Source organism: Zhouia spongiae (assembly GCF_022760175.1).
In the GTDB taxonomy this organism is placed as follows: Bacteria; Bacteroidota; Bacteroidia; order Flavobacteriales; family Flavobacteriaceae; genus Zhouia; species Zhouia spongiae.
In genome coordinates, this window is record NZ_CP094326.1 from 3,992,449 (window position 1) to 4,012,684 (window position 20,236).

The window sequence follows — 20,236 nt, forward strand, 5'->3', positions numbered from 1 at the left end:
AAACACTGAATTCAATCAATCAAAAAACAATGGAATCATCAATCACTAAACATCAAAAAACCTTGTCGGCTATTATACATCTTTCGACATTTTCGAAGTATTTTATACCTTTTGGAAACTTTATTTTGCCTTTGGTATTATGGACTTCGAATAAGAACGATTCAGATTATATCGATTATAATGGCAAACAAGCCCTGAATTTTCAGATTAGTATTTTGCTATATAGTCTCGCTCTTGGAGCTATTTCACTAATTGTAGCGTTATTTTCCGCCTGGGATTTTGTGCACTTTGTAGACATACTCGATCATAACACACATCAAGTTAATTTCGATATGGGAAACATTTTCCATTTTGGCAGCAGCCTGTTTTTTTTGGGTGTCGCAGGGAGCCTGTTATTAGGCCTGTTGGTACTTGACATATTCTGTACCATTATTGCCACTATAAAAGCTAAAGATGGAATAGCTTATAAATACCCGTTTACTATTAATTTTTTAAAATAATTCATCATCAATCAAATCAAACCCTGAGCTGAATCGCAGGGCATCAATCAAAAAACGAACAGTTTAACTTAAAGCATTATGAAACCATGAATATAGAAAACACAAAGGCACAAATGCGAAAAGGAGTACTGGAGTATTGCATCTTAAGCATTCTAAAAGGTGAAGACAAATACGCCTCAGAAATTCTGAGTACTCTAAAAGACGCTAGGATGCTTGTGGTAGAAGGTACTATATATCCACTGCTAACAAGATTAAAAAATGCCGGATTACTCAGCTATCGCTGGGAAGAGTCTACATCAGGTCCACCAAGAAAATATTATTCCCTGACCGAAAACGGTAAGATATTTTTAAAGGAATTAAACAATACGTGGAACGAATTACAAAACGCTGTAAATTTAGTAACTAGCCATAAAACGAACGACAATGAATAAGACAATAAACATAAATCTTGCAAACACGTTTTTTCATATAGACGAAGACGCTTATGCAAAACTTCAACGCTATCTGGAAGCCATTAAAAGGTCTTTTACCGATTCAGAAGGGCGAGATGAGATCGTATCTGACATTGAAGCCCGTATTGCCGAATTGTTTACAGAACGACAGCAACACGACCGTCAGGTTATTTCTTCTAAGGAAGTAGACGAGGTTATAGCTATTATGGGGCAACCTGAAGATTACCTGGTTGACGAAGAAATATTCGACGATGCTCCTAAAGGAAAACAAAGAACAAGAACCAGTTATAAAGAACAGAAAAAGCTATATAGAGATACTGATCATAAATACATAAGTGGTGTATCTTCAGGGTTAGGACATTATTTGGGCATTGATGCCATCTGGATCCGTTTGTTATGGATTATCCTGACTTTTGCTTCCGGCTTCACTTTCATCTTTGTATACATTCTGTTCTGGGTATTGGTTCCTGAAGCTAAAACCACGGCAGAAAAACTGTCTATGACAGGCGAAGAGGTTAATATCAGTAACATTGAAAAAAAAATCAAAGAGGGTTTCGACACAGTTACCGATAAAGTGAAAAATGCCGATTATGAAAAAATGGGCAGCAAAGTAAAAAGCAGTACTGAAACTTTTTTTGAGGCTATAGGGAATGTCTTCATGTTCATATTCAAGATATTCGCCAAGTTAATCGGGATTTTATTACTCATTATATCGGCATCAACCCTGATAGGACTGTTTATCGGCCTGTTTACTGCCGGAACCATTGATATGTTCGGCATGGGACAACCATGGATGGAATTTGTACAGGCATCCGTAGAAGCCCCTATCTGGCTTATATCTGTAATGACATTCTTTGCCGTTGGCATACCTTTCTTTTTCTTGTTCTATCTGGGACTGAAAATATTGGTTAGTAATGTGAAGTCTATAGGAAATATCGCAAAGTTCACCTTGTTGGGGTTATGGATAATTTCGATTATCGGTCTGACAATTTTTGGACTAAAAACCGCTTCTGTACATACCGTTACGGGTAGTGACACCACAACAGAAACCTTATTTACAGAGCCAACAGATACATTAATCATAGAAATGGCCAGCTCTGAAAATTTAGACAACAGATATTACAAAAACTCTGATTTCGACATTATCAGGGATGGAGAAAACAGAAAGATCTATTCCGAAGACGTTCATTTTCAAGTAAAATCAACCAAAGACTCTGTACCAAGCATAAAAGTGGTGAAAGAATCACACGGTATGAACTATGACGATGCCAATACCAATGCAGACCTTATTGAATATAGTTATGCAATGGTTGGCAACACCTTGCGGTTAAACAACTTTTTAACCACAGATTACGAAAATAAATTCAGAGATCAGGAGGTGAATATTATCATCTACTTACCGGAAGGAAGAACGATCTTTTTCGACAAGTCGACAAAAAGAGGCATCAGTCGCATGTATAATAATGACCAGGGATTCCATAGTGGTTATTCGATAGCTGAGCACTATTGGAAGATGAAAGACGACACCCTTGAATGTCTCGATTGTGAAAATGACGACGAAAATAAAGATCAGGAGGAAAAAGAAAAAGACAGTAGCAGTAATAAAATTCAAATAGATGCCAAAGGCATCGACATAAACGTAAAAGACAATAACGGAGACTCATTTAAAATGAAAGTCGATGAGTCCGGAGTTGAAATAAAATCGAATTAAGCAAATCATTCATCAATCAAAAAACTATCTGATCATGGGAACATTAATTAAAGTATTACTAGCAGCCATTCTCTCATTACTGCTTTCTTCATGCCAGTTCGACATTAATTTAGGATCCGGCAAAAAAGGAAATGGCAATGTCGTGAGCGAAAACAGAACCTCAACAGAATCATTCACTATTATCGATGCTTCAGAAGGCGTTGATGTGGTGGTAATTCAGGGAAAAAGCACATCTGTCAGTGTTGAAGCAGACGAAAACATTATAGACCTTATACAAACAGAGATCCGTAATAATGAATTAAAAATTCATACATCTGAACAAATAGGATGGGCCAAGTCCAAGAAAGTATTTGTAACTCTTCCTGTAATTACCGCATTGGAAAGTTCTAGCGGGGCCGATATCGAAACGGACGGCGAACTGAATGTAGAATCAATTAAATTGGATGCCAGCAGCGGGTCTGACATCCATGTAACGCTCAAAGCAAACAAGATTGAGGCGAATACAAGTAGCGGCGCAGATATAAAAATTTATGGCTCTACCGACGATTTATATGCCCGGGCAAGTAGTGGCAGTGACATCAAAGCAAATAATTTAAGCGCTCTGAACGCTTATGCCAAAGCCAGCAGCGGTGCAGATATCAGTGTGAACTGTACTGAATTACTCGATGCGAAATCGAGTTCAGGGGGCGACGTAAAATACTCAGGAAATCCGAAGGTTGTAGACAAAAAGGGATCATTCGCTGGGGATGTCCATAAAAATTAACTAAATATATAACCAACCAGATCATTTAACGAAGGACTGAAAATATACTTTTTTAGTCCTTTTTAATTTTAACAAACAGAAATATGAAAAGTTTAATCTGCATCGTATTTGGCATTTCCCTTATACACGGCCATGCACAATTACACAAATCTTCTGCACTGTATAAAACCATTATGAGCAAAGACAGCTTGTTATTTAACGTTGGGTTTAATACTTGTGACATTAAGCCTTTTGAAATAATCATCAGTGACGATTTTGAATTTTTTCATGACAAATCGGGGATCACCACTTCTAAAACAGATTTTATTTCCGGTATTAAAAACGGCTTATGTAAATCTGGGCAATATCAATCGAGAAGGAAACTGGATATAAATACCGTAGAGATGTATCCGCTCTATAATGGAAATGATCTGTATGGCATTATACAAAAAGGAATCCATGAATTTTATGAAAAACAGAAAGATCATGAGGAGACTTACGCCAGTACCGCTAAATTTACCCACGTATGGATTAAAGAAAAAAATGAGTGGAAGTTAAGACGGGTACTTAGCTATAACCATCTTTCTAATGAATAAAAACATTTTATGGGAATGATTTCTGGGTTGCTTTCCGGTTCTACTGTTCATACCGATCGCTTTTTTAAACGCTCTTCAATAACAATTTAAATCCTATTTCAATCGTATCATCGACCTCAATCAGTCCAAATACCTTTTTAGGAGGTTTCAGCTTAAAATCACTTATATTCAGTTTAAGTGTTCCGGACACATTGAATGTGTTATCTTCCAAAGCTATTATGGTAACAGGTACTTTATAGGGTTTGGTAATTCCTGCTATTTGAATTTCTGCTAACACATCTGCAGATATACCTTCTTTTTGCAATACCCTATCGAGTTCTAATAAAATAGATGGATACTTCTCAGACTTGACCAACACTTTAAAATCGCGGTTTATCGGTCTGCTTCCACAGTCGAAGCAGTTGTTGTCCAGTTCTAAAACTGTTTGATGAAAAACTAACGCTTTTTCGGTTCTTTCGTAAGTAACGATTATGGGTTGCTCTATTTTATCAACCTTATAACCGCATTTAAATTTATTGATATTGGTAGAACCCGAGATAGTCAGTTCGCTTTCTTTGTGTATCCTTATAAGCACCTCTTTTTCAGCCACTGCATTAAAATTGGTGAAAGCGAGCCCAAAATAAATTACCGGAAATAAGAACAGACTTTTCATAATATCAATTTAATTGTTCCAGGGGTCATACTCCCTCGGAGCAAACTCGTGAGGTATTAAAAGGAAAACCTAAAATGTATTTCGACGCAGGCCCAGTGAAATTCCTTCAGAAACATTTCATAAAGGCAAGCTCCCGATTTCTATACAGGATAAACTAAACTCTCGATTATCGAGTAAAAACTCCGCAATTCTCTTCTAAATCACGGAGTTTTTATATTCAATATTCAGTAGATATCCGGTATTTATTGTTTCTAGAAGCTGATAGCTGCTTCTAAAACAAATCCATTAAACTTACCATCTTCTAAAAGGTCTCCTGTCGGATAGTCTTTATAATTCTGAGTGACATATTCAGCCTTCATTAATATATTCTTGGTCATAAACCAACCTCCCCCAACATTAAATCTGTTGACAGATACATCATTTCCACCTGCCAATTCAGCATTTACGGTGTTATAACGTGTACCGATATAGAAGTTTTCATCATTCCCAAATCTATAAAGAAGTTCTCCAGCATATTGTTGTGTGCTTCTTCTGTCAATTTCATCCAGAGCTCTGCCTGAGGTTAATTCTACAGTACCAAAGAACTCCAGTCCTCCATACTTTAAGAATGGGTTAATCATAACAGCTGTAATCTTGTTTTTAAAACCAGGATCAAAACGGCTTGCTCTGAAATTATCGCTACTGGCATCTTCTGCCTGCATTACGTCATAGTACCTTGCCCCTGCTCTGTCTGCTGTATAAAGGTAAACACTTGGCGCGTATCCGGTATTATAAAGAGATCCCGTTAACCTGAACCTAAGATCGTCATTAATTTGTTTATCATACCCAAGTTTAGCCAGGAAAGCAGCTCCTCCGGTTGTACCGTCAGATTCTTTTACATTTTGATTTAATTTACCGTTAGAGAAACCTAACATAGCAAACCAAGGTCCGTCGAAGTAATATGCTTCTGCCCCTACCTCTGTAGTAAATGAATCCATAATCAGGTTACCAACAAATGGGTTGTACAAAGACATGGAGTTATCTGATCTTCTAAAGTGAGCGTCACCATAGTTGTTCTCCATATGACCGATCTTGATTCTCACATGTTCCATCAAATCGCCGGCAAATCCTTCTTTGATAAAGTTTAACTTATCGATCTGGAAATATCCTCCCTTTACATACGGTTCATGGTGGTGCCTGGAAGACAAATAGGTTCTTAAGTGCATTCTTACACCGTCGTAAAGTGCTACATCCAAATCTAAATTAGCAGTTGCCAGATTAAAGTTACTACCAATTCCCTTTAGCGGGGTAACTCCTGAATTTTCATTATCCAAAGCCTGGAATTGTAGGGTAGAAGAGCCTCCGATCCTTACTTTTAATCCATCGTAGTTCGATGTGCTGTTATCTTTAACCGCTTCAAAATCATTAATTCCTCTTTGATCGGGCTGTCTGAAATTATCGAGATCCCGATTATTCTGGGCATACATATTAACCCCTGTTAATATAAGCACAGCAATGACTAAATTCTTAATAATTGATTTCATAGATGTTTAATTTTTTAATTTTATTATTTATTTGGTAAGGGTTGTTGCTATTTTTATGGTTACTTCATCTCCTGTCGTTATTGTTCCGAACAATGCCTTAGGAGGCTCTATATTATAATCTGTCATCTTTATTTTTTTAGAACCGTTAAGCTTTACTGTATTTGCTTTAATTTGCATTTGTACCGGCAATACAATGCGTTTGGTAACACCTGCTATGGTCAGATCCCCTTCCATGTTCACCTCATATTCGTCATTTCCTCTGGTTTTGGTGTCTTTTACTTTTACCAAACTGAACTTTATTTGTTTATACTTTTTAGTATTTAAAGCCTTGTAAGTGTTTTTGTCCATTCCAGACTTTCCACTTTTTAAACTTTCAGCCTCTACACTAAAACTTAGTTTATCTATTTCAGCCTTGTCTGCATCAGTAAAGCTTATTGATCCCGATTGATTTTCCGCCTTAATTTCCCAATCGTGCAGATTTGAGGTTCCCTCAACGATCAATGTCGACGAACCGTTAGCTACTTTATACTCTTGTGCTATTCCAAATTGAACTCCTATAATCAAACTGAAAAGGGTTAATAACATGGGCATGTTTTTATTATACTTCATAGCTCTTGTGGTTTTATGCATTAATTACACTACAAAGGTTTTTATAAAGCAGGAAGGAAAAGATGATATTTATCATAACCTGCGTATAGCTGATAAATATCAATTTTAGCAGGTTTTAACAAAATCTGATTTGGAAAATTCATTTTATAACGAATACAAATCATGGCACTATTCAAGCTTATTTCTTCGAACCTGTAATTCAACCAGTTACCAAAAACAATTCTTATATTTAGCTGTCTTTCTATTTATGTTTAACAAAAGATATTATGGATATTCAACTAAAAAAATACGTTTTAGAACTAAAACACACATTCAGTATTTCCAGAGAATCTTACGATTTTCAGGATAGTCTGATCGTTTGCTTAAGCCTGGATGGTAAAACCGGATATGGGGAAGCGACATCCAATCCTTATTATCAAATTACGACTGAGAAGATGATCTCTGAAATTAACGACATCGCAGATGAGCTTAAAAATTATACTTTTACTTCTCCTGAGGATCTATATTCATGGCTCACTTTAAAAAACATCTCCAACTTTTCTAAGTGTGCCATCGATCTGGCTGCCCATGATCTGTACGGTAAGTTACTAAACCAACCTTTATATAAAATCTGGAATACCGACATAGGTCATTATCCGGTTACCAGCTATACCATCGGGATAGCTTCTGTAGAAAAAATGATAGAAAAGCTGGAAGCATTTCCATGGCCGATCTATAAAATTAAATTGGGAACTGACCGGGATATCGAAATTATCAGGAGGCTAAGAGCACATTCAAATGCTATTTTCAGGGTCGATGCCAATTGCGCCTGGGCCCCCGGTGAAACTGTTAAAAATTCATTTATTTTAAAAGAACTGGGCGTAGAATTCATAGAGCAACCGCTGAAAGCCGATAATTGGGAGGGCTATAAGACTGTTTATAAAGAAAGTGCCTTGCCTGTAATAGCCGATGAAAGCTGTATTATTGCGTCGGATGTCGAAAAATGCCTTGGTTATTTTAACGGTATCAATATCAAGCTTACCAAATGCGGAGGACTCACCCCGGCATTACAAATGATCAAAACAGCCAAAAAATCAGGTTTAAAGACAATGGTCGGATGTATGACCGAATCAACAGTCGGCATTTCTGCCATAGCACAATTACTTCCCCAACTTGATTATGTAGATATGGATGGCGCCATGTTGCTTAAAAAAGACATTGCTCAAGGGGTCAGAATCGAAGCTAAAGGAAAAGTGATTTTTCCGGAATTGGGAGGTAGCGGTATAACTCTAAATTAAATGATCACATTAAATAAATTTCCAGGAAGAGCTTTTACAAGCCGGAAAGCCGAATACTTGTATTTTGGCGGTACTGCTTATCTAGGATTACAAACCTATAAGCCTTTTCAAAAATTACTGATCAGGAACCTTAAAAAATATGGTTCTAACTACAGTTCTTCAAGAATATCAAATGTACAGCTGGATGTGTATGCAAAAGCTGAAAGTTATTTATCCAAACAAACAGGCTGCGAATCATCTGTCTGTCTAACATCCGGATTTATTGCCTCACAACTAACCTCTTTGGCTTTTAATGGTCCCGGCTATAAGAAGTTCTATGCCCCCGACACCCATGCTTCGCTACATACCGCTACCATCGACAACGAATTTACTTATGAAGCCCTTCACAACAATATAAAAGCACACCTCCGTAAAAACAACAAACAAATTCCGGTATTGTTTATGGATACTGTTAACTTCAACGGTTTTCATTACCCGAATTTTAACTGGCTGGGCCAATTGCCTTTAAACGACATTATCATAGTAGCTGATGATTCTCATGGTTTTGGTGTCGTTGGAAACGGAGGCTCCGGATGTTATGAAAATCTGGTCTCTTTTGAAGCAAAAGAATTAATAGTTTGCGGTTCTTTAGGGAAAGGTTTTGGCATTCAGGCCGGCACCATCCTGGGCAAAAAGGATATCATCAAAAAAATTAAAAACACTTCATTCTATGGAAGTGCCGGTCCTCCGGCTCCATTGTATATGTCAACACTCATTGAGGCCGAGAACATTTACCGGAAACGGCTGTTAAAATTAAGACGGAATATCAATTTGTTTTTTGATCTGGTTCATCACAAGCAAAGGTTCAATTATATGTCCGGGCATCCGGTATTCAGCTATTCAGACCCCCGTTTGACCAAACATCTGGAAAAAAATAAAATTATTGGCACCAGTTTTCATTATCCAAATAGTAACGGCTCTCTGATCAGCAAGATCGTTCTTAGCGCTCATCATAAAAAAAAGGATATCGAATTGTTAGCCAAACACATCAATACACTTTCATAATTACCGAATGTACTGACTCCTGCTCCTTCATATGAAAACACAGGAGATTTTTATTTCTACCAAGCCATACCGCAAGATTGTTCCTCTGGAATCCAAATTCCTTTGCTCTCTTTGCTATTCCTATCAAAATAAAAGCCATCTTAATGATTATCATCAAGATGGCTTCCGTAATATTTACAAAAAGGAAACTCTGCTATCCTTCTACTTCTTCATAAGACTCTTTGGCTGCCAGGTACCTTTCGGCATCTAAAGCTGCCATACAACCTGTACCTGCTGCGGTTACAGCCTGTCTGTATACGTGGTCAGCCGCATCACCGGAAACGAAAACCCCTTCTACATTGGTTTTAGCCGTACCAGGAACATTTACGATATACCCTGTTTTGTCTAATTCTATATAGTCTTTGAATATATCTGTATTTGGCTTATGCCCGATAGCTACAAAGAAACCTGTAGCCGGCAAGTCACGGGTTTCGCCAGTAACATTGTTTTTAACCCTCACACCTGTTACTACCTGACCATCACCCAGTACTTCTTCGGTTTCAGTATTAAACAATATATCTATATTTTCCGTATTACGAACTCTTGCTTCCATTATTTTTGAAGCCCTGAATTCGTCTCTTCTTACGAGCATGGTTACCTTCTTACATAGTTTAGACAAGTAGTGAGCTTCTTCACAAGCTGAATCTCCTGCTCCTACAATAACAACCTCCTGGTTTCTATAGAAAAAGCCGTCACATACGGCACAAGCAGACACCCCTCCTCCTAATTGAAGGTATTTTTGTTCAGAAGGTAATCCCAGGTATTTTGCCGATGCTCCTGTAGAAATTATAACAGTATCACAATGAATCTCTTTGGTTTCATTTACCCATACTTTGTGTATCGGCCCTGAAAAGTCAACCCTGGTAATCCAACCATCCCTGACGTCTGTCTCGAAACGCTCGGCTTGCTTTCTTAACTCAACCATCATTTCCGGTCCGGTTATACCTTCAGGATACCCCGGGAAATTTTCAACCTCATTGGTCGTTGTTAACTGACCTCCCGGTTGAGAACCTTGATATAAAACTGGTGACATATTAGCTCTGGCTGCATAAATAGCGGCAGTATAGCCCGCAGGGCCGGAACCTATGATAAGACATTTAACTCTTTCTATTGAATCAGACATAATTTAAATAGTTTGTTATCACGGGCAAAAGTAACTTTTTGGTTGGTATACAGATGTTAAAAGTTATTAAAAGTTGTTATCCTACCATCGAAAACAACAATCAAATTAATAATTGAAAGGGAGAAAATATATAGATTAAACAAAAAATCCGTAAATTTAAGAGAACAACTTTCTGCAAATCAACAATAACAATACATCACTATGAAAAAATTTATAATCCCCTTTATGGCTTTAAGTGCCCTGATCCTGATAAGTGCTAAAGGTCACAAACAACAGCCGGATAGCCTCACACTGGAAGGTGCCTGGGAATTAGTCAGTTTCTATAATTATGGCACAGATAACCAAATTACAGATACAATACCAACTGCGGATGGTTACAGGCAAATAAAAATGTACCAGGCGGGAAAAGTAATGTGGACCCGTTATGTTCCTAAAGATTCCGTAGAGTGGTTCGGATACGGATCATATACAAACACTCCTGACCAGCTGATTGAAACTCTGGAGTATGGTTCAAATTCAATGATGAGGATTATTGATACCCTCAGGGTTTTTAAATTTGAACTTTTGCTTGGCGAAGAGCATTTCACCCAGATAACTGTAGACGATGAAGGCCAGCGCGTATTTTCAGAAAACTATAAGCGATTACACTAAATGAACCAAAAAAACCGGGATAAGCTTTTACTTATCCCAAAAGAATTCTTTTATATCACTTTTGTTTTCCCCGGAGTAGGAATTTCGTAAGAACCATTAGCCAGAGGTTTTACCGGCGGTTCTGATTTCCAGTTCAGGTTTTCCGGAATTAACGCTAGATCTGACTTTATAGCTTCATCCCACGTAATTACTTTTCCAGAATAGGTTGCCATTCGTCCAATAATAGCAGTCATCGTGCTTTTAGCGCCGTGTTCGGCATCAGCGATGACTCCTCCTTTCCTGATCGATTCAAATAACCTGTTATGCTCCTGCTGGTAAGGGTTCGGGTCATTAAACCCAACATATTTATAAACTTCCTTTCCATCGAGGCCTTTGATGTAAGTAGCTCCTGCATCGTTAGTTTCAATGAATCCTTTAGTCCCCTGAAACACCTCACCCACTTTGTACATGGTACCAGGTTGATGACGACATTGACTTGAAACGACGGCTCCGTTTGCATATTTAAACTCAACAAAATGATGGTCAAAGATTTCTCCGTGATCTTTCCCTGTTCTCACTTGTCGTCCTCCCATACCCTGAGCAGATACCGGATAATCGCCAACAAACCAATTTGCGATATCAATATTATGGATATGTTGTTCCAGGATATGATCACCGCACAACCAATTGAAATAATACCAATTCCTCATCTGGTATTCCAATTCCGATTGTTCCGGCTGTCGCTTTCTGACCCATACGCCTCCACCATTCCAATACACCTGACCCGATACAATTTGTCCAACAGCACCCTGGTCTATCTTGTTTGCCATGTCGATATAGTTGTTTTGGTACCTGCGTTGGAGCCCTACCACGACATTCAGCTTTTTCTCTTTAGCCAACCTGGCCATTTCTAATACTTTCCGGACCCCCGGAACATCTGTTGCCACCGGTTTTTCCATAAAGACGTGTTTTCCGGTTTTTATTGCATACTCAAAATGCTGAGGCCTAAACCCCGGTGGGGTCGTTAAAATAACCACATCGGCCAAGTCCATAGCTTTCCGGGCTGCATCAAACCCGACAAACTGATTTTTGTCTTTTACTTTGACCTTTTTTGTTCCTTCAAACTCTTTTAATAAATTTTTCAAACTCGATTGCAGCCTATCTTCAAAAGCATCGGCCATAGCTACCAACTCTACATTCTCATCTGCTTTCAGAGCCTGAGCTGCAGCCCCGGTGCCTCTTCCTCCGCAACCAATAAGGGCCAGCTTTAGCTTCTTATCATTGAGTACATTCACCATTCCCTGCATTTGTGAAATGGGCAACATCATCCCTCCTACAAGAAGTGAAGTACTTTTACAAAAATTCCTTCTGGATTGTGCTTTTTTAGCTGATTCATTAAAATCGTTCATAATTTTATTTTTTGATCTATTTATTCTATCTCTTTTGGTCCCCAATACTTTTCGTATTCACTTTGATCAGGAGGCGTTAGTACTCTCACAATCCTAAACCCTACAAAAGGGGCATCCGTATGCCACCATTTGCTTTTTGGAAATTGAGGATCCCTTCTTTTCCAATCCGGGGTGGAAGGTAACCGCATTGCACTGCGAAGTTGTTTTCTGTCATCTATCCAGGATCCTCCGCGTACAACTGTCGGATATTCGCTTTCGGGAAAGACAACGGGGTTTTCACGATTCTTCTTCTTCCTTTTTTTATAAGCATCTTCCTGATAGCCGTCCAAAACCAATTCTGCTACATTGCCATGCATATCATACAGCCCCCACGCATTCGGTTTCTTTTCGCCGACCTTATGGTAAGTGCCATTACTATTTTCCTTATACCAGGCATGGTCTCCTATGCTTTCTGCTGTTTCAAAAGAATATTCTGTTTCCGATCCTGCCCGGCATGCATATTCCCATTCAGCTTCTGTAGGCAACCTGTAAAAATGTCCTGTCTTGGCTGAGAGCCATTCACAAAATTTAGACGCAGCCAGATGCGTCACGTTTACAATAGGCAGTCCAGAACCTGTACCCATACCTAAACTCATATCAACATAAGGGATGGTTGCCCCGGAAATAGCATCTGCCTCAAGTGTCACTTCATTTCCTTTGGATTTGTTTTCTTCTCCGTCAATTTCCCTGTTTAAATAGAGATAAAACAGCTCCCAGGTTATTTCATATTTGGACATCCAGAACGGAGATATTTTCACCTCGCCGGCAGGAAACTCATCTGAATTGGCATTATTATCCGAATCTTTACTCCCCATGGCAAAGTTTCCTTCAGGTATAGAAATCATTTCTATCGTTAAATCAGATCCTGCTATGCTCTGAGTATAATTTTCGCTTTTTTGTCCTATGGATAAATTAGCTAGTAAAAAAGTTATTAATATTAAAGATGAGTTTTTAGATATTTTCATTTAGAATTCTTTATTTTAAAACCTGTTCTAAAATGCATCTTTTTTATTAAAAAAGCAACAAATCAAAAGAATATAACATATTATAGAAATAAAAGAAAAGAAAATCTATTATGATTCTAGATTTACTGTTAATACCTCATAAAGGCGAGGGATGTAAACATTGAAATTGTATTTTTCCTGAATTTCCTTTTTAAACTGTTCTATTACCTGTGCTTCTCCGTGGACCAGGTAAATGGTTTCCGGATTTTTTTTAAGACCTGATAACCAGCCTGATAACTCCTCCCGGTCGGCATGAGCTGATAATGATGATATGTACTCTATACGTGCATTTACAGCATAGTTCCTTCCAAAAAACCTGAGTTCTTTTTTACGATCCAGCAAATCCCGCCCCCTTGTTCCTTCTGCCTGGTATCCTACCAGTAAAACTGTAGTACCTTCTTTACCTATCAGTTGTTGCAAATACGTTAATACGCGTCCTCCGGTAACCATTCCGCTTCCTGCGATAACTATTTTAGGCCGGTTGCTGTCTATGATTTCCCAGGTCTCCCTGTAAGATGAGACTATCCGTACATGATTAATCATTGCCTTAAATTCGTCAACATCTATTTTGTGCCATGTACCGTATGTAAGAAATACATCCAAGACACGATCTCCCATAGGGCTGTCGATAATAATCGGAATATCGGGTATTTTGTTTTTTTTATAAAGTCTCCATAATATTATTAGTAGCGTTTGAGCCCGTTCGACAGCAAAACTGGGGATGATTAAATTTCCTCTTCGGTAAATCGTATCATTAATAATTTTCACCAATTGATCTTCTACATTTTCTTGAGGATGTGAACGATCACCATAGGTAGATTCTAAAAAAAGATAGTCTGCCTTTTCAGGTTTATCAGGTTCATAAAGTAAAACATCTTGTTTTCTGCCTATATCACCAGAGAAAACAAAACTTTTTCCGCAGATATCTATTTCTATAAAAGTGGCCCCAAGAATATGACCATTATATCTGAATCGGGCAGATATCTTTCGCGACAAAGCAATCCATTCATCTTTACACTGCACATCAAAAAGACTAAGCGTGGCAGTTACATCTTCGAGGGTATACAATGGCAGCGCAGGATTATGTTTCGAATACCCCTCTTCATTGGCCTTTTTGGCTTCCTCCTCCTGAATTTTAGCACTGTCTTCAAGAATTATTTTGGTAATGGCCAATGTTGGGGCTGTTCCTAAAATACGTCCTTTAAAACCCTGAGCCACCAATCTGGGCAAGTAACCTACATGATCTAGATGCCCATGCGTTATTAGTACATAATCTATCTGAGATGCTTCATATGGAAGGTGCTTCCAGTTCTCTTCTCTTAGGAGTTTTTCTCCCTGAAAAAAGCCACAGTCTACCATAAAAACGCAATCATCAGCCTCTAAAAGATATTTAGAACCTGTTACTGTTCCGGCGGCTCCGAGAAAATGGATTTTAACCTCTTTATTGCCCATCAATTACACAGTTGTTTCATATCCGAAATAATACGATCTTTCCTTTCATCTGATACGCCCATATGGTCTAACATAAACTCCTGTGTTATCAGATCGCGACACAAAACTATTCCATGTTCTAAAAGGAAATCTTTTTCTCTTCTGGATAAAAGCGTAGAACACGTAACCGGGTGCAGCCCCAGTCGATTGATCCTTTCCTTCAAACTATTGGCTGCCGGATAATCCCAGCTCATCAGGTACAAGCCTGCACATTCTCCGTACTGAATAGCATCTTTTGTAAAGCGGGTATTTGTTACTACCCATCCTTCTTTTAATCTTTTAGTATTATTTGAATTCCATTTGCGTTGTATGTCTTTGTATCTGGAATTTATGTATAATGGAATCTTAACATCACATTTATTTGATGGATCGGAATGAAATTTACACTCTACCATATATACTGAGTTATTTTTGTATGCTAAAACATCGACTTCATGATCTACACAGGCGCCCTCTACAATAGCCCCAATGGTACATTCGTACCCTGAATATTTAAGAATGTTCCCTATAAATTTTTCGAAAGGAAATCCGGTAGGGCCAAGTTCATATATAGCCTTTTTTAATTTATACTTCGAGGCATATACCGACCTGTTCTTTTTCAACATGGCATAAGCCCGGTTATAAATTTCCTCAGTGGTAATACCCGCATATAACTCATCACTCACAGTATCAACAATTGTAGAAATTAATTCATGTTCAGCCCCAGTATGTCTTAAAGAAGCCCTTAGTTTATCAAAAGAAAAACCCACTTCTTCTCCCGAACGTTTCAGTACTTTGAAGCTCTTTTCTTTTTCCATGCTAAAAAATTGTATGGTTTTATGGCTTGTAATAATCTGTTATCAGAGCCATAAGCTGATTTTCGGTCATGCTGTCTGCTTTTTCAACTCCTCTTATTTTTGAAGCTAGCGATTTGTAGTGTAGCTCTATATATTTAGCTAATTTTAAATTTGTATCGGCTGGCCCAAACAGCGCTACCGCATCTGCATTTTGCAACTTACGCACTATCTCATCGAAGTATCTTTTTAGCTGGTGTTTTTCTCGTTCGGTATATTTACTGTCCTGAACTACATCTTGAGGCCCCCATTTGGTTTTTGATCGGGAACCACCTCCGGGATGGTAATTTTCTACGTCTGAGTTAACGACTTCTACACTTTTATCTGCTCCGTTAATGGATACAACATACGCTTTCATTTTATCAATCCAAATTCCAATATTCGTTGCCATAACTCCAATTTTCAAATGTTACTATTAAATTTAAAGGGCTGTCATCAAATTTAGGATATTTCAGGCAGGCACAAAATGACATTCGTCAACCATAAACAACTTATTATCAATACCATAAAATTACAATTTGGAATTAAGACTTAAAAATTTATGATAGTCTTCAGGGGTATCTATATCGTCTAAGCATTCAGAATCTCCCGGAGTCTCAACATTCATTTTATGGGTTTTATTGAGAATACTACGCGCTCCTTTATCTCCTTCCAACTGCATCAATAACTTAAAGTAAGCCGAAGGAAAAAGCGCAGGCACACCATACCTATATTGATATTTGGAAGCAATAATTTTATCCGGCTTTTGTTTAAATAATCTGATCATATTATTTAAGTATACTTCATCTACTTTGGGTTGATCGCTCAGCATAATAAGTATCCCGTCAAGTTGTTCTTTTGTTGAACACATATGTTTTACTCCAGCTGCTATGCTCGATCCAAGTCCCTTCTCCCAATCAGCATTGTAGATAACCTCTGCACCGGATCGCTTTATATCTTTCTGAATTTCCTCTGCTTTTGCTCCTAAAACACAATATATTTTACCAGCCTTCGATTTTGCAGCATTACCCACTATTACCGATATCATTTTTTGATTACCAACAGCTAATAATTGTTTAGGTGCTCCCATTCTTGAGGAACTACCTGCTGCTAATATGAGGATGGCTATATTATTCAATCCTGGATACAAAATTGTTATTCAAGTTTCTTAAAGAGGAAGGAGATTTATCTCTGGTTATGCATAAGATCTCCGAAAGGATTGACAAAGCAATCTCTTCCGGTGTCTCTGAGCCTATATTCAATCCGGCAGGACTGTATACTTTCTCAAAAAAAGTAAGCGATACGTCAGGAACATAGTTTAATATTTCATCCTGTAAACGCTCCCACCTCCTTGAGGATCCCAGAAGTCCCAAATAGCAAAACTGTAAGTTATGAAGCTTTATCAGATACTGAAGGTCCAGTGCATAATTATGATTCATCAATACGATTGCTGTCTGCAGGTCTGAATCAGACAGGTCCGCTGTATCCGGATTTTCAGCCAATACTCTGGTCGCCCCCGGAAAATCAGATAACGACTTAGGGTCTTTCATAGACGACACTACTGTAACTTCCCATCCAATCAGTGAAGCCATCGAACAAAGCTTGACAGCATCATGCTCTGCCCCGATGATCAATAATTTAAACCTGGGATGATAATGTTGGGTGAATAATTGATTCTCTTCGTTTATTATCTTGTTTTCAGAAAACTTGTATATGTTGTTAATATCCAAAGACAGAACGGAGCCAAGACCGCCAACGGCCTCATCTTCTTTTTTAAAATAAGAATCCAGCCGAAAATGCTTTCTCGCTTCAATATGTTCCAAAAACGCATTATACAGGTCGTCAGGCACATCAAATGGTTCGATAAGGATGTATAATATCCCTTCGCAGCCCAGGCGATATCTTCCGTCGTAAGTAATTATCTTAGCCTCCCCGGTTTCAAACACAGATGCTGATCTTCTGCAAATTTCATTTTCAACACATCCCCCGCTAACCGCTCCGGTAGTGCTGCCATTTTCGTCGATCAGCATCCTTACGCCGGGTTTTCTGTATGACGAGCCATCCAGGTACACTATTGAAGCCAGTACACATTTACTTTTTTGTTTCTTTTTACTTCTCGCTACTTTAATAAGTCGAATGAATTCGTGTGTCATTTTTATAAAAAACATAAATTGTCAATACTAAAGATAGGAATATTAAATTACTTGATCCCGGAGTAACTTTTACAGTATTTGTCCTGGCATTCTAAAAGTTGAGAGAAACTGAATAACACTCCCTGTTTTTTGAGAAAACAGCTTATCCTGACAGTCATCCTGACCGTACAAGAAATCAAAACCCGGCAAAGGACCGATATTTTGCAGGTTCAAAACGAATATCCGGAAAACAAGGGGCACTCAGCATAACAGGGTATAGAAGTATCTGTAAGGAAGTAGCTGATTTTGAACAGACTTTCTGGGGTTTACTAAGGATGGTATTCGCCCTTTACTGATATTTTCAGGTCTATACTCTGCTGTTATTAACAGCATGCAAAGGTATTATCAAAACTCTTTTCATTTATACCGAAAATCAGAACTTCCAGAACTCTGTTCCGGGAATAATTTCATACCTGACCACGATTGACTATAAGTGTAAGATTTACTCGATCATCGAGATTTAAATGCTCCGACGCTTGCCCTTGTGAAAAATTTCATTGGACTTGCCCTTGTGAAATCCTCCTGAGCGGAATCTCATAGGGCTTTCGGCGAAATGTTTTGCCATGCGCCAGCTCATTCCATCGCTAAAAAGGGCTACCAGACCTTTTCTTTACACTTGGCCCTCTCGTGGGTTTGCCCCGAGGTAGTTTACCCGGAGAATAAAAAATACGGGCGCTTATGTTTACCCAAACTTACCCGGCGCCCGTATAGAAGTGAACATTAAATCTATTCAGGCCGAATATAGCGCTTCAAACGCAATAAGCACAGATCATAATCGATGAAATGCACATATATTAGATAAAATATTAAAAGGCGTATTTTACACTTATATCCTTAAAAGGGAAGGATATGATATTGAAAAGAAAAAGGCCGGATTATAACCCCGGCCTTTATATTATTTTTTTGACTCTTCGACAGAAACTTTTCTAAACTCTTTAAAAAGTTTACTCAATTCTAAAGCTGATTTTCGTGCTCTTGTTCCTGCAGCTTTGTTTCCTTTTTCAACTTGTAATGTTGCTTCGCTTTTGAAAGTTTCAATTTCTGATTCAATTCTTTCTAATAAATCTTTCATGAAATTACGTGTTTTAAATTATAGTGCTAAAATAAATTTATTTGGCATTTATAAGGCTTGATTTTAAAAGAAAAATTCAACAAGTACACAGAATGCGAGCTAACTTATTTAATATCAATCCATATGATTTTTCTTTAAAAAGCACAATTTGCAGTTCTTCATAATCAAATTAGATAAATTTCAGCAAATTATGCTAACCATACAACTCAACCCAATAATATAAAGTCTTTCTGTCAAGGTTAAACTCTTTGGCAATTGCCTGCAAGCTCTTCCCGTTTTTATTTTCTTTGACTATTGTTAATATTTCTTCTTTGGTGTATGTTTTCTTTTTCATTTGTTTTGCTTGGCTGTAAAATATTTTCATTTTTAGCAGAAAAACAACCGGGGCCTATAGTGAATATGAAGAGAAAGTATGCTCAACAAAAAATATGATTTATAGAACTTTTTAAAACAGAACCCCGGTTTCATGGTAATCAAACAACTGGAATAACTAACCTAAAACTAACCCTTGTATTTAAAGATTACCAATAACTTTATTTTTTAATACATGATATTTTTCAACTGTTTCCTGATATTTATTTCTTTTTGCCTTATGTTCGTCTTTGTAATATGTATCACAATCCATATCCTGACATTCTATCTGTCCTTCCAGAGAGAGCCTGTAATTATATAGCGTACTTATCTCTGTTCCGTTCTCTTGTATATAAACATCGAACGACGGTTCCAGATCATGCTCAATGAGGTATTGGCCGGCAATATCTCTTAGGGTTGTTAGTTCTTTCGCTATATGTTCTAAATGTTCAATCCATGATGAAACTTCAATAAAGTCCTTTTTAAGGATTTGCATTTCTACTGAATCGTGTTCATAAAAGGTGCTCATTGCATTATAATATTATATTGGCATCAATAAAACCTGACGGCTGCTTAACTTCTGTAATTTTAATTTGCTTGGGGCCTCCTGGAAGTTCCCACTCAATAATATCTCCTTTGGCATATCCCATTACAGCTGCTCCCATAGGGGTTAGAATTGAAACCTTATCAGCTTTAAAATCACCGTCTGAAGGCATCACTAAAGTAAATTGCTTTTGCCAGTTTTCACCCGATTCAATGGTGATTAAAGAGTTCAGGCGTATGACGTCATTAGGCATAAATTCCTCGCTGTACACTAAAGCTGTTGTCAGTTCGCTTTTAAGCCTGTATATTGATTTACTCCTGGAGTCTTCATTAAAATAGCCGACTGTATTTAAAAGTCGCTTTAAAATGACGAACTCTTTTTTTTCTATTACAATTCCCTCATATTTCATATTTCAGGTGTTTTT

Annotated in this window: 23 protein-coding genes; 8 read left to right on the top strand and 15 right to left on the bottom strand. The window is 37.8% G+C overall.

Going from position 1 to position 20,236, the window contains the following annotated elements:
• Window positions 1–29 precede the first annotated feature (29 nt).
• The 5 genes from MQE36_RS16755 to MQE36_RS16775 all read left to right on the top strand — a co-directional run bounded on the left by MQE36_RS16755 (window position 30) and on the right by MQE36_RS16775 (window position 4,001).
• Window positions 30–500 carry a DUF4870 domain-containing protein gene (locus MQE36_RS16755; protein WP_242937120.1) on the top strand — a complete coding sequence of 157 codons (471 nt, stop codon included), beginning with the start codon at window positions 30–32 and terminating at the stop codon, window positions 498–500.
• A gap of 86 nt (window positions 501–586) precedes the next feature.
• On the top strand, window positions 587–931 hold the full coding sequence (locus tag MQE36_RS16760; RefSeq protein WP_242937121.1) for a PadR family transcriptional regulator: 345 nt from the start codon (window positions 587–589) through the stop codon (window positions 929–931).
• Complete coding sequence (locus tag MQE36_RS16765; protein WP_242937122.1) at window positions 924–2,663, top strand: PspC domain-containing protein; 1,740 nt, start codon at window positions 924–926, stop codon at window positions 2,661–2,663. The genes MQE36_RS16760 and MQE36_RS16765 overlap by 8 nt, the downstream gene beginning before the upstream one ends.
• A gap of 34 nt (window positions 2,664–2,697) precedes the next feature.
• Window positions 2,698–3,426 (top strand): head GIN domain-containing protein, encoded by a 729-nt coding sequence (locus MQE36_RS16770; protein ID WP_242937123.1) that lies wholly within the window; start codon window positions 2,698–2,700, stop codon window positions 3,424–3,426.
• Window positions 3,427–3,509: 83 nt separating this feature from the next.
• Entirely contained in the window at window positions 3,510–4,001 is a 492-nt protein-coding gene (locus MQE36_RS16775) for a nuclear transport factor 2 family protein (protein WP_242937124.1), read from the top strand.
• Window positions 4,002–4,065: 64 nt separating this feature from the next.
• Here MQE36_RS16775 and MQE36_RS16780 read toward each other — a convergent pair whose 3' ends face one another.
• The 3 genes from MQE36_RS16780 to MQE36_RS16790 form a co-directional block, all read right to left on the bottom strand.
• Entirely contained in the window at window positions 4,066–4,653 is a 588-nt protein-coding gene (locus MQE36_RS16780; protein WP_242937125.1) for a YceI family protein, read from the bottom strand.
• Window positions 4,654–4,904: 251 nt separating this feature from the next.
• Window positions 4,905–6,176, bottom strand: a complete 1,272-nt coding sequence (locus tag MQE36_RS16785; RefSeq protein WP_242937126.1) for a hypothetical protein — start codon at window positions 6,174–6,176, stop codon at window positions 4,905–4,907.
• A gap of 27 nt (window positions 6,177–6,203) precedes the next feature.
• Window positions 6,204–6,785 carry a YceI family protein gene (locus MQE36_RS16790; RefSeq protein WP_242937127.1) on the bottom strand — a complete coding sequence of 194 codons (582 nt, stop codon included), beginning with the start codon at window positions 6,783–6,785 and terminating at the stop codon, window positions 6,204–6,206.
• Window positions 6,786–7,051: 266 nt separating this feature from the next.
• On the opposite strand from MQE36_RS16790, the gene MQE36_RS16795 reads away from it, so the two are divergent.
• Window positions 7,052–8,062, top strand: a complete 1,011-nt coding sequence (locus MQE36_RS16795; RefSeq protein ID WP_242937128.1) for a dipeptide epimerase — start codon at window positions 7,052–7,054, stop codon at window positions 8,060–8,062.
• The gene (locus MQE36_RS16800) at window positions 8,063–9,106 is read left to right on the top strand and encodes an aminotransferase class I/II-fold pyridoxal phosphate-dependent enzyme (RefSeq protein WP_242937129.1); all 1,044 of its coding nucleotides are present in this window, start codon (window positions 8,063–8,065) and stop codon (window positions 9,104–9,106) included.
• Between the two features lie 193 nt (window positions 9,107–9,299).
• Here the strand turns inward: MQE36_RS16800 and trxB are convergent, their stop codons facing one another.
• Window positions 9,300–10,268, bottom strand: a complete 969-nt coding sequence (gene trxB, locus MQE36_RS16805; RefSeq protein WP_242937130.1) for a thioredoxin-disulfide reductase — start codon at window positions 10,266–10,268, stop codon at window positions 9,300–9,302.
• A gap of 201 nt (window positions 10,269–10,469) precedes the next feature.
• Here trxB and MQE36_RS16810 point away from each other — a divergent pair, with 201 nt between their 5' ends.
• Entirely contained in the window at window positions 10,470–10,919 is a 450-nt protein-coding gene (locus tag MQE36_RS16810; RefSeq protein WP_242937131.1) for a hypothetical protein, read from the top strand.
• A gap of 50 nt (window positions 10,920–10,969) precedes the next feature.
• Here MQE36_RS16810 and MQE36_RS16815 read toward each other — a convergent pair whose 3' ends face one another.
• The 11 genes from MQE36_RS16815 to MQE36_RS16865 all read right to left on the bottom strand — a co-directional run bounded on the left by MQE36_RS16815 (window position 10,970) and on the right by MQE36_RS16865 (window position 20,221).
• Window positions 10,970–12,307, bottom strand: coding sequence for a Gfo/Idh/MocA family protein (locus tag MQE36_RS16815; RefSeq protein ID WP_242937132.1), 1,338 nt, complete (start codon window positions 12,305–12,307; stop codon window positions 10,970–10,972).
• 20 nt (window positions 12,308–12,327) lie between these two features.
• Entirely contained in the window at window positions 12,328–13,311 is a 984-nt protein-coding gene (locus tag MQE36_RS16820; RefSeq protein WP_242937133.1) for a formylglycine-generating enzyme family protein, read from the bottom strand.
• A 108-nt stretch (window positions 13,312–13,419) separates the two neighbouring features.
• Window positions 13,420–14,802, bottom strand: a complete 1,383-nt coding sequence (locus MQE36_RS16825; RefSeq protein WP_242937134.1) for an MBL fold metallo-hydrolase RNA specificity domain-containing protein — start codon at window positions 14,800–14,802, stop codon at window positions 13,420–13,422.
• Entirely contained in the window at window positions 14,802–15,638 is an 837-nt protein-coding gene (locus MQE36_RS16830; protein WP_242937135.1) for a restriction endonuclease, read from the bottom strand. The genes MQE36_RS16825 and MQE36_RS16830 overlap by 1 nt, the downstream gene beginning before the upstream one ends.
• Before the next feature lie 19 nt (window positions 15,639–15,657).
• Complete coding sequence (locus MQE36_RS16835; protein WP_242937136.1) at window positions 15,658–16,065, bottom strand: hypothetical protein; 408 nt, start codon at window positions 16,063–16,065, stop codon at window positions 15,658–15,660.
• A gap of 120 nt (window positions 16,066–16,185) precedes the next feature.
• On the bottom strand, window positions 16,186–16,791 hold the full coding sequence (locus MQE36_RS16840; protein ID WP_242937137.1) for a nucleotidyltransferase family protein: 606 nt from the start codon (window positions 16,789–16,791) through the stop codon (window positions 16,186–16,188).
• On the bottom strand, window positions 16,784–17,806 hold the full coding sequence (locus MQE36_RS16845) for an XdhC family protein (protein WP_242937138.1): 1,023 nt from the start codon (window positions 17,804–17,806) through the stop codon (window positions 16,784–16,786). Before MQE36_RS16845 ends, MQE36_RS16840 begins: the two co-directional genes overlap by 8 nt.
• 934 nt (window positions 17,807–18,740) lie before the next feature.
• Entirely contained in the window at window positions 18,741–18,917 is a 177-nt protein-coding gene (locus MQE36_RS16850; protein ID WP_242937139.1) for a histone H1, read from the bottom strand.
• A 193-nt stretch (window positions 18,918–19,110) separates the two neighbouring features.
• A complete protein-coding gene (locus tag MQE36_RS16855; RefSeq protein WP_242937140.1) occupies window positions 19,111–19,251 on the bottom strand; it encodes a helix-turn-helix domain-containing protein in 141 nt (46 codons plus the stop codon).
• Window positions 19,252–19,431: 180 nt separating this feature from the next.
• A complete protein-coding gene (locus tag MQE36_RS16860; protein WP_242937141.1) occupies window positions 19,432–19,797 on the bottom strand; it encodes a hypothetical protein in 366 nt (121 codons plus the stop codon).
• Window positions 19,798–19,801: 4 nt separating this feature from the next.
• Window positions 19,802–20,221, bottom strand: coding sequence for a GreA/GreB family elongation factor (locus tag MQE36_RS16865; RefSeq protein ID WP_242937142.1), 420 nt, complete (start codon window positions 20,219–20,221; stop codon window positions 19,802–19,804).
• Window positions 20,222–20,236 lie beyond the last annotated feature (15 nt).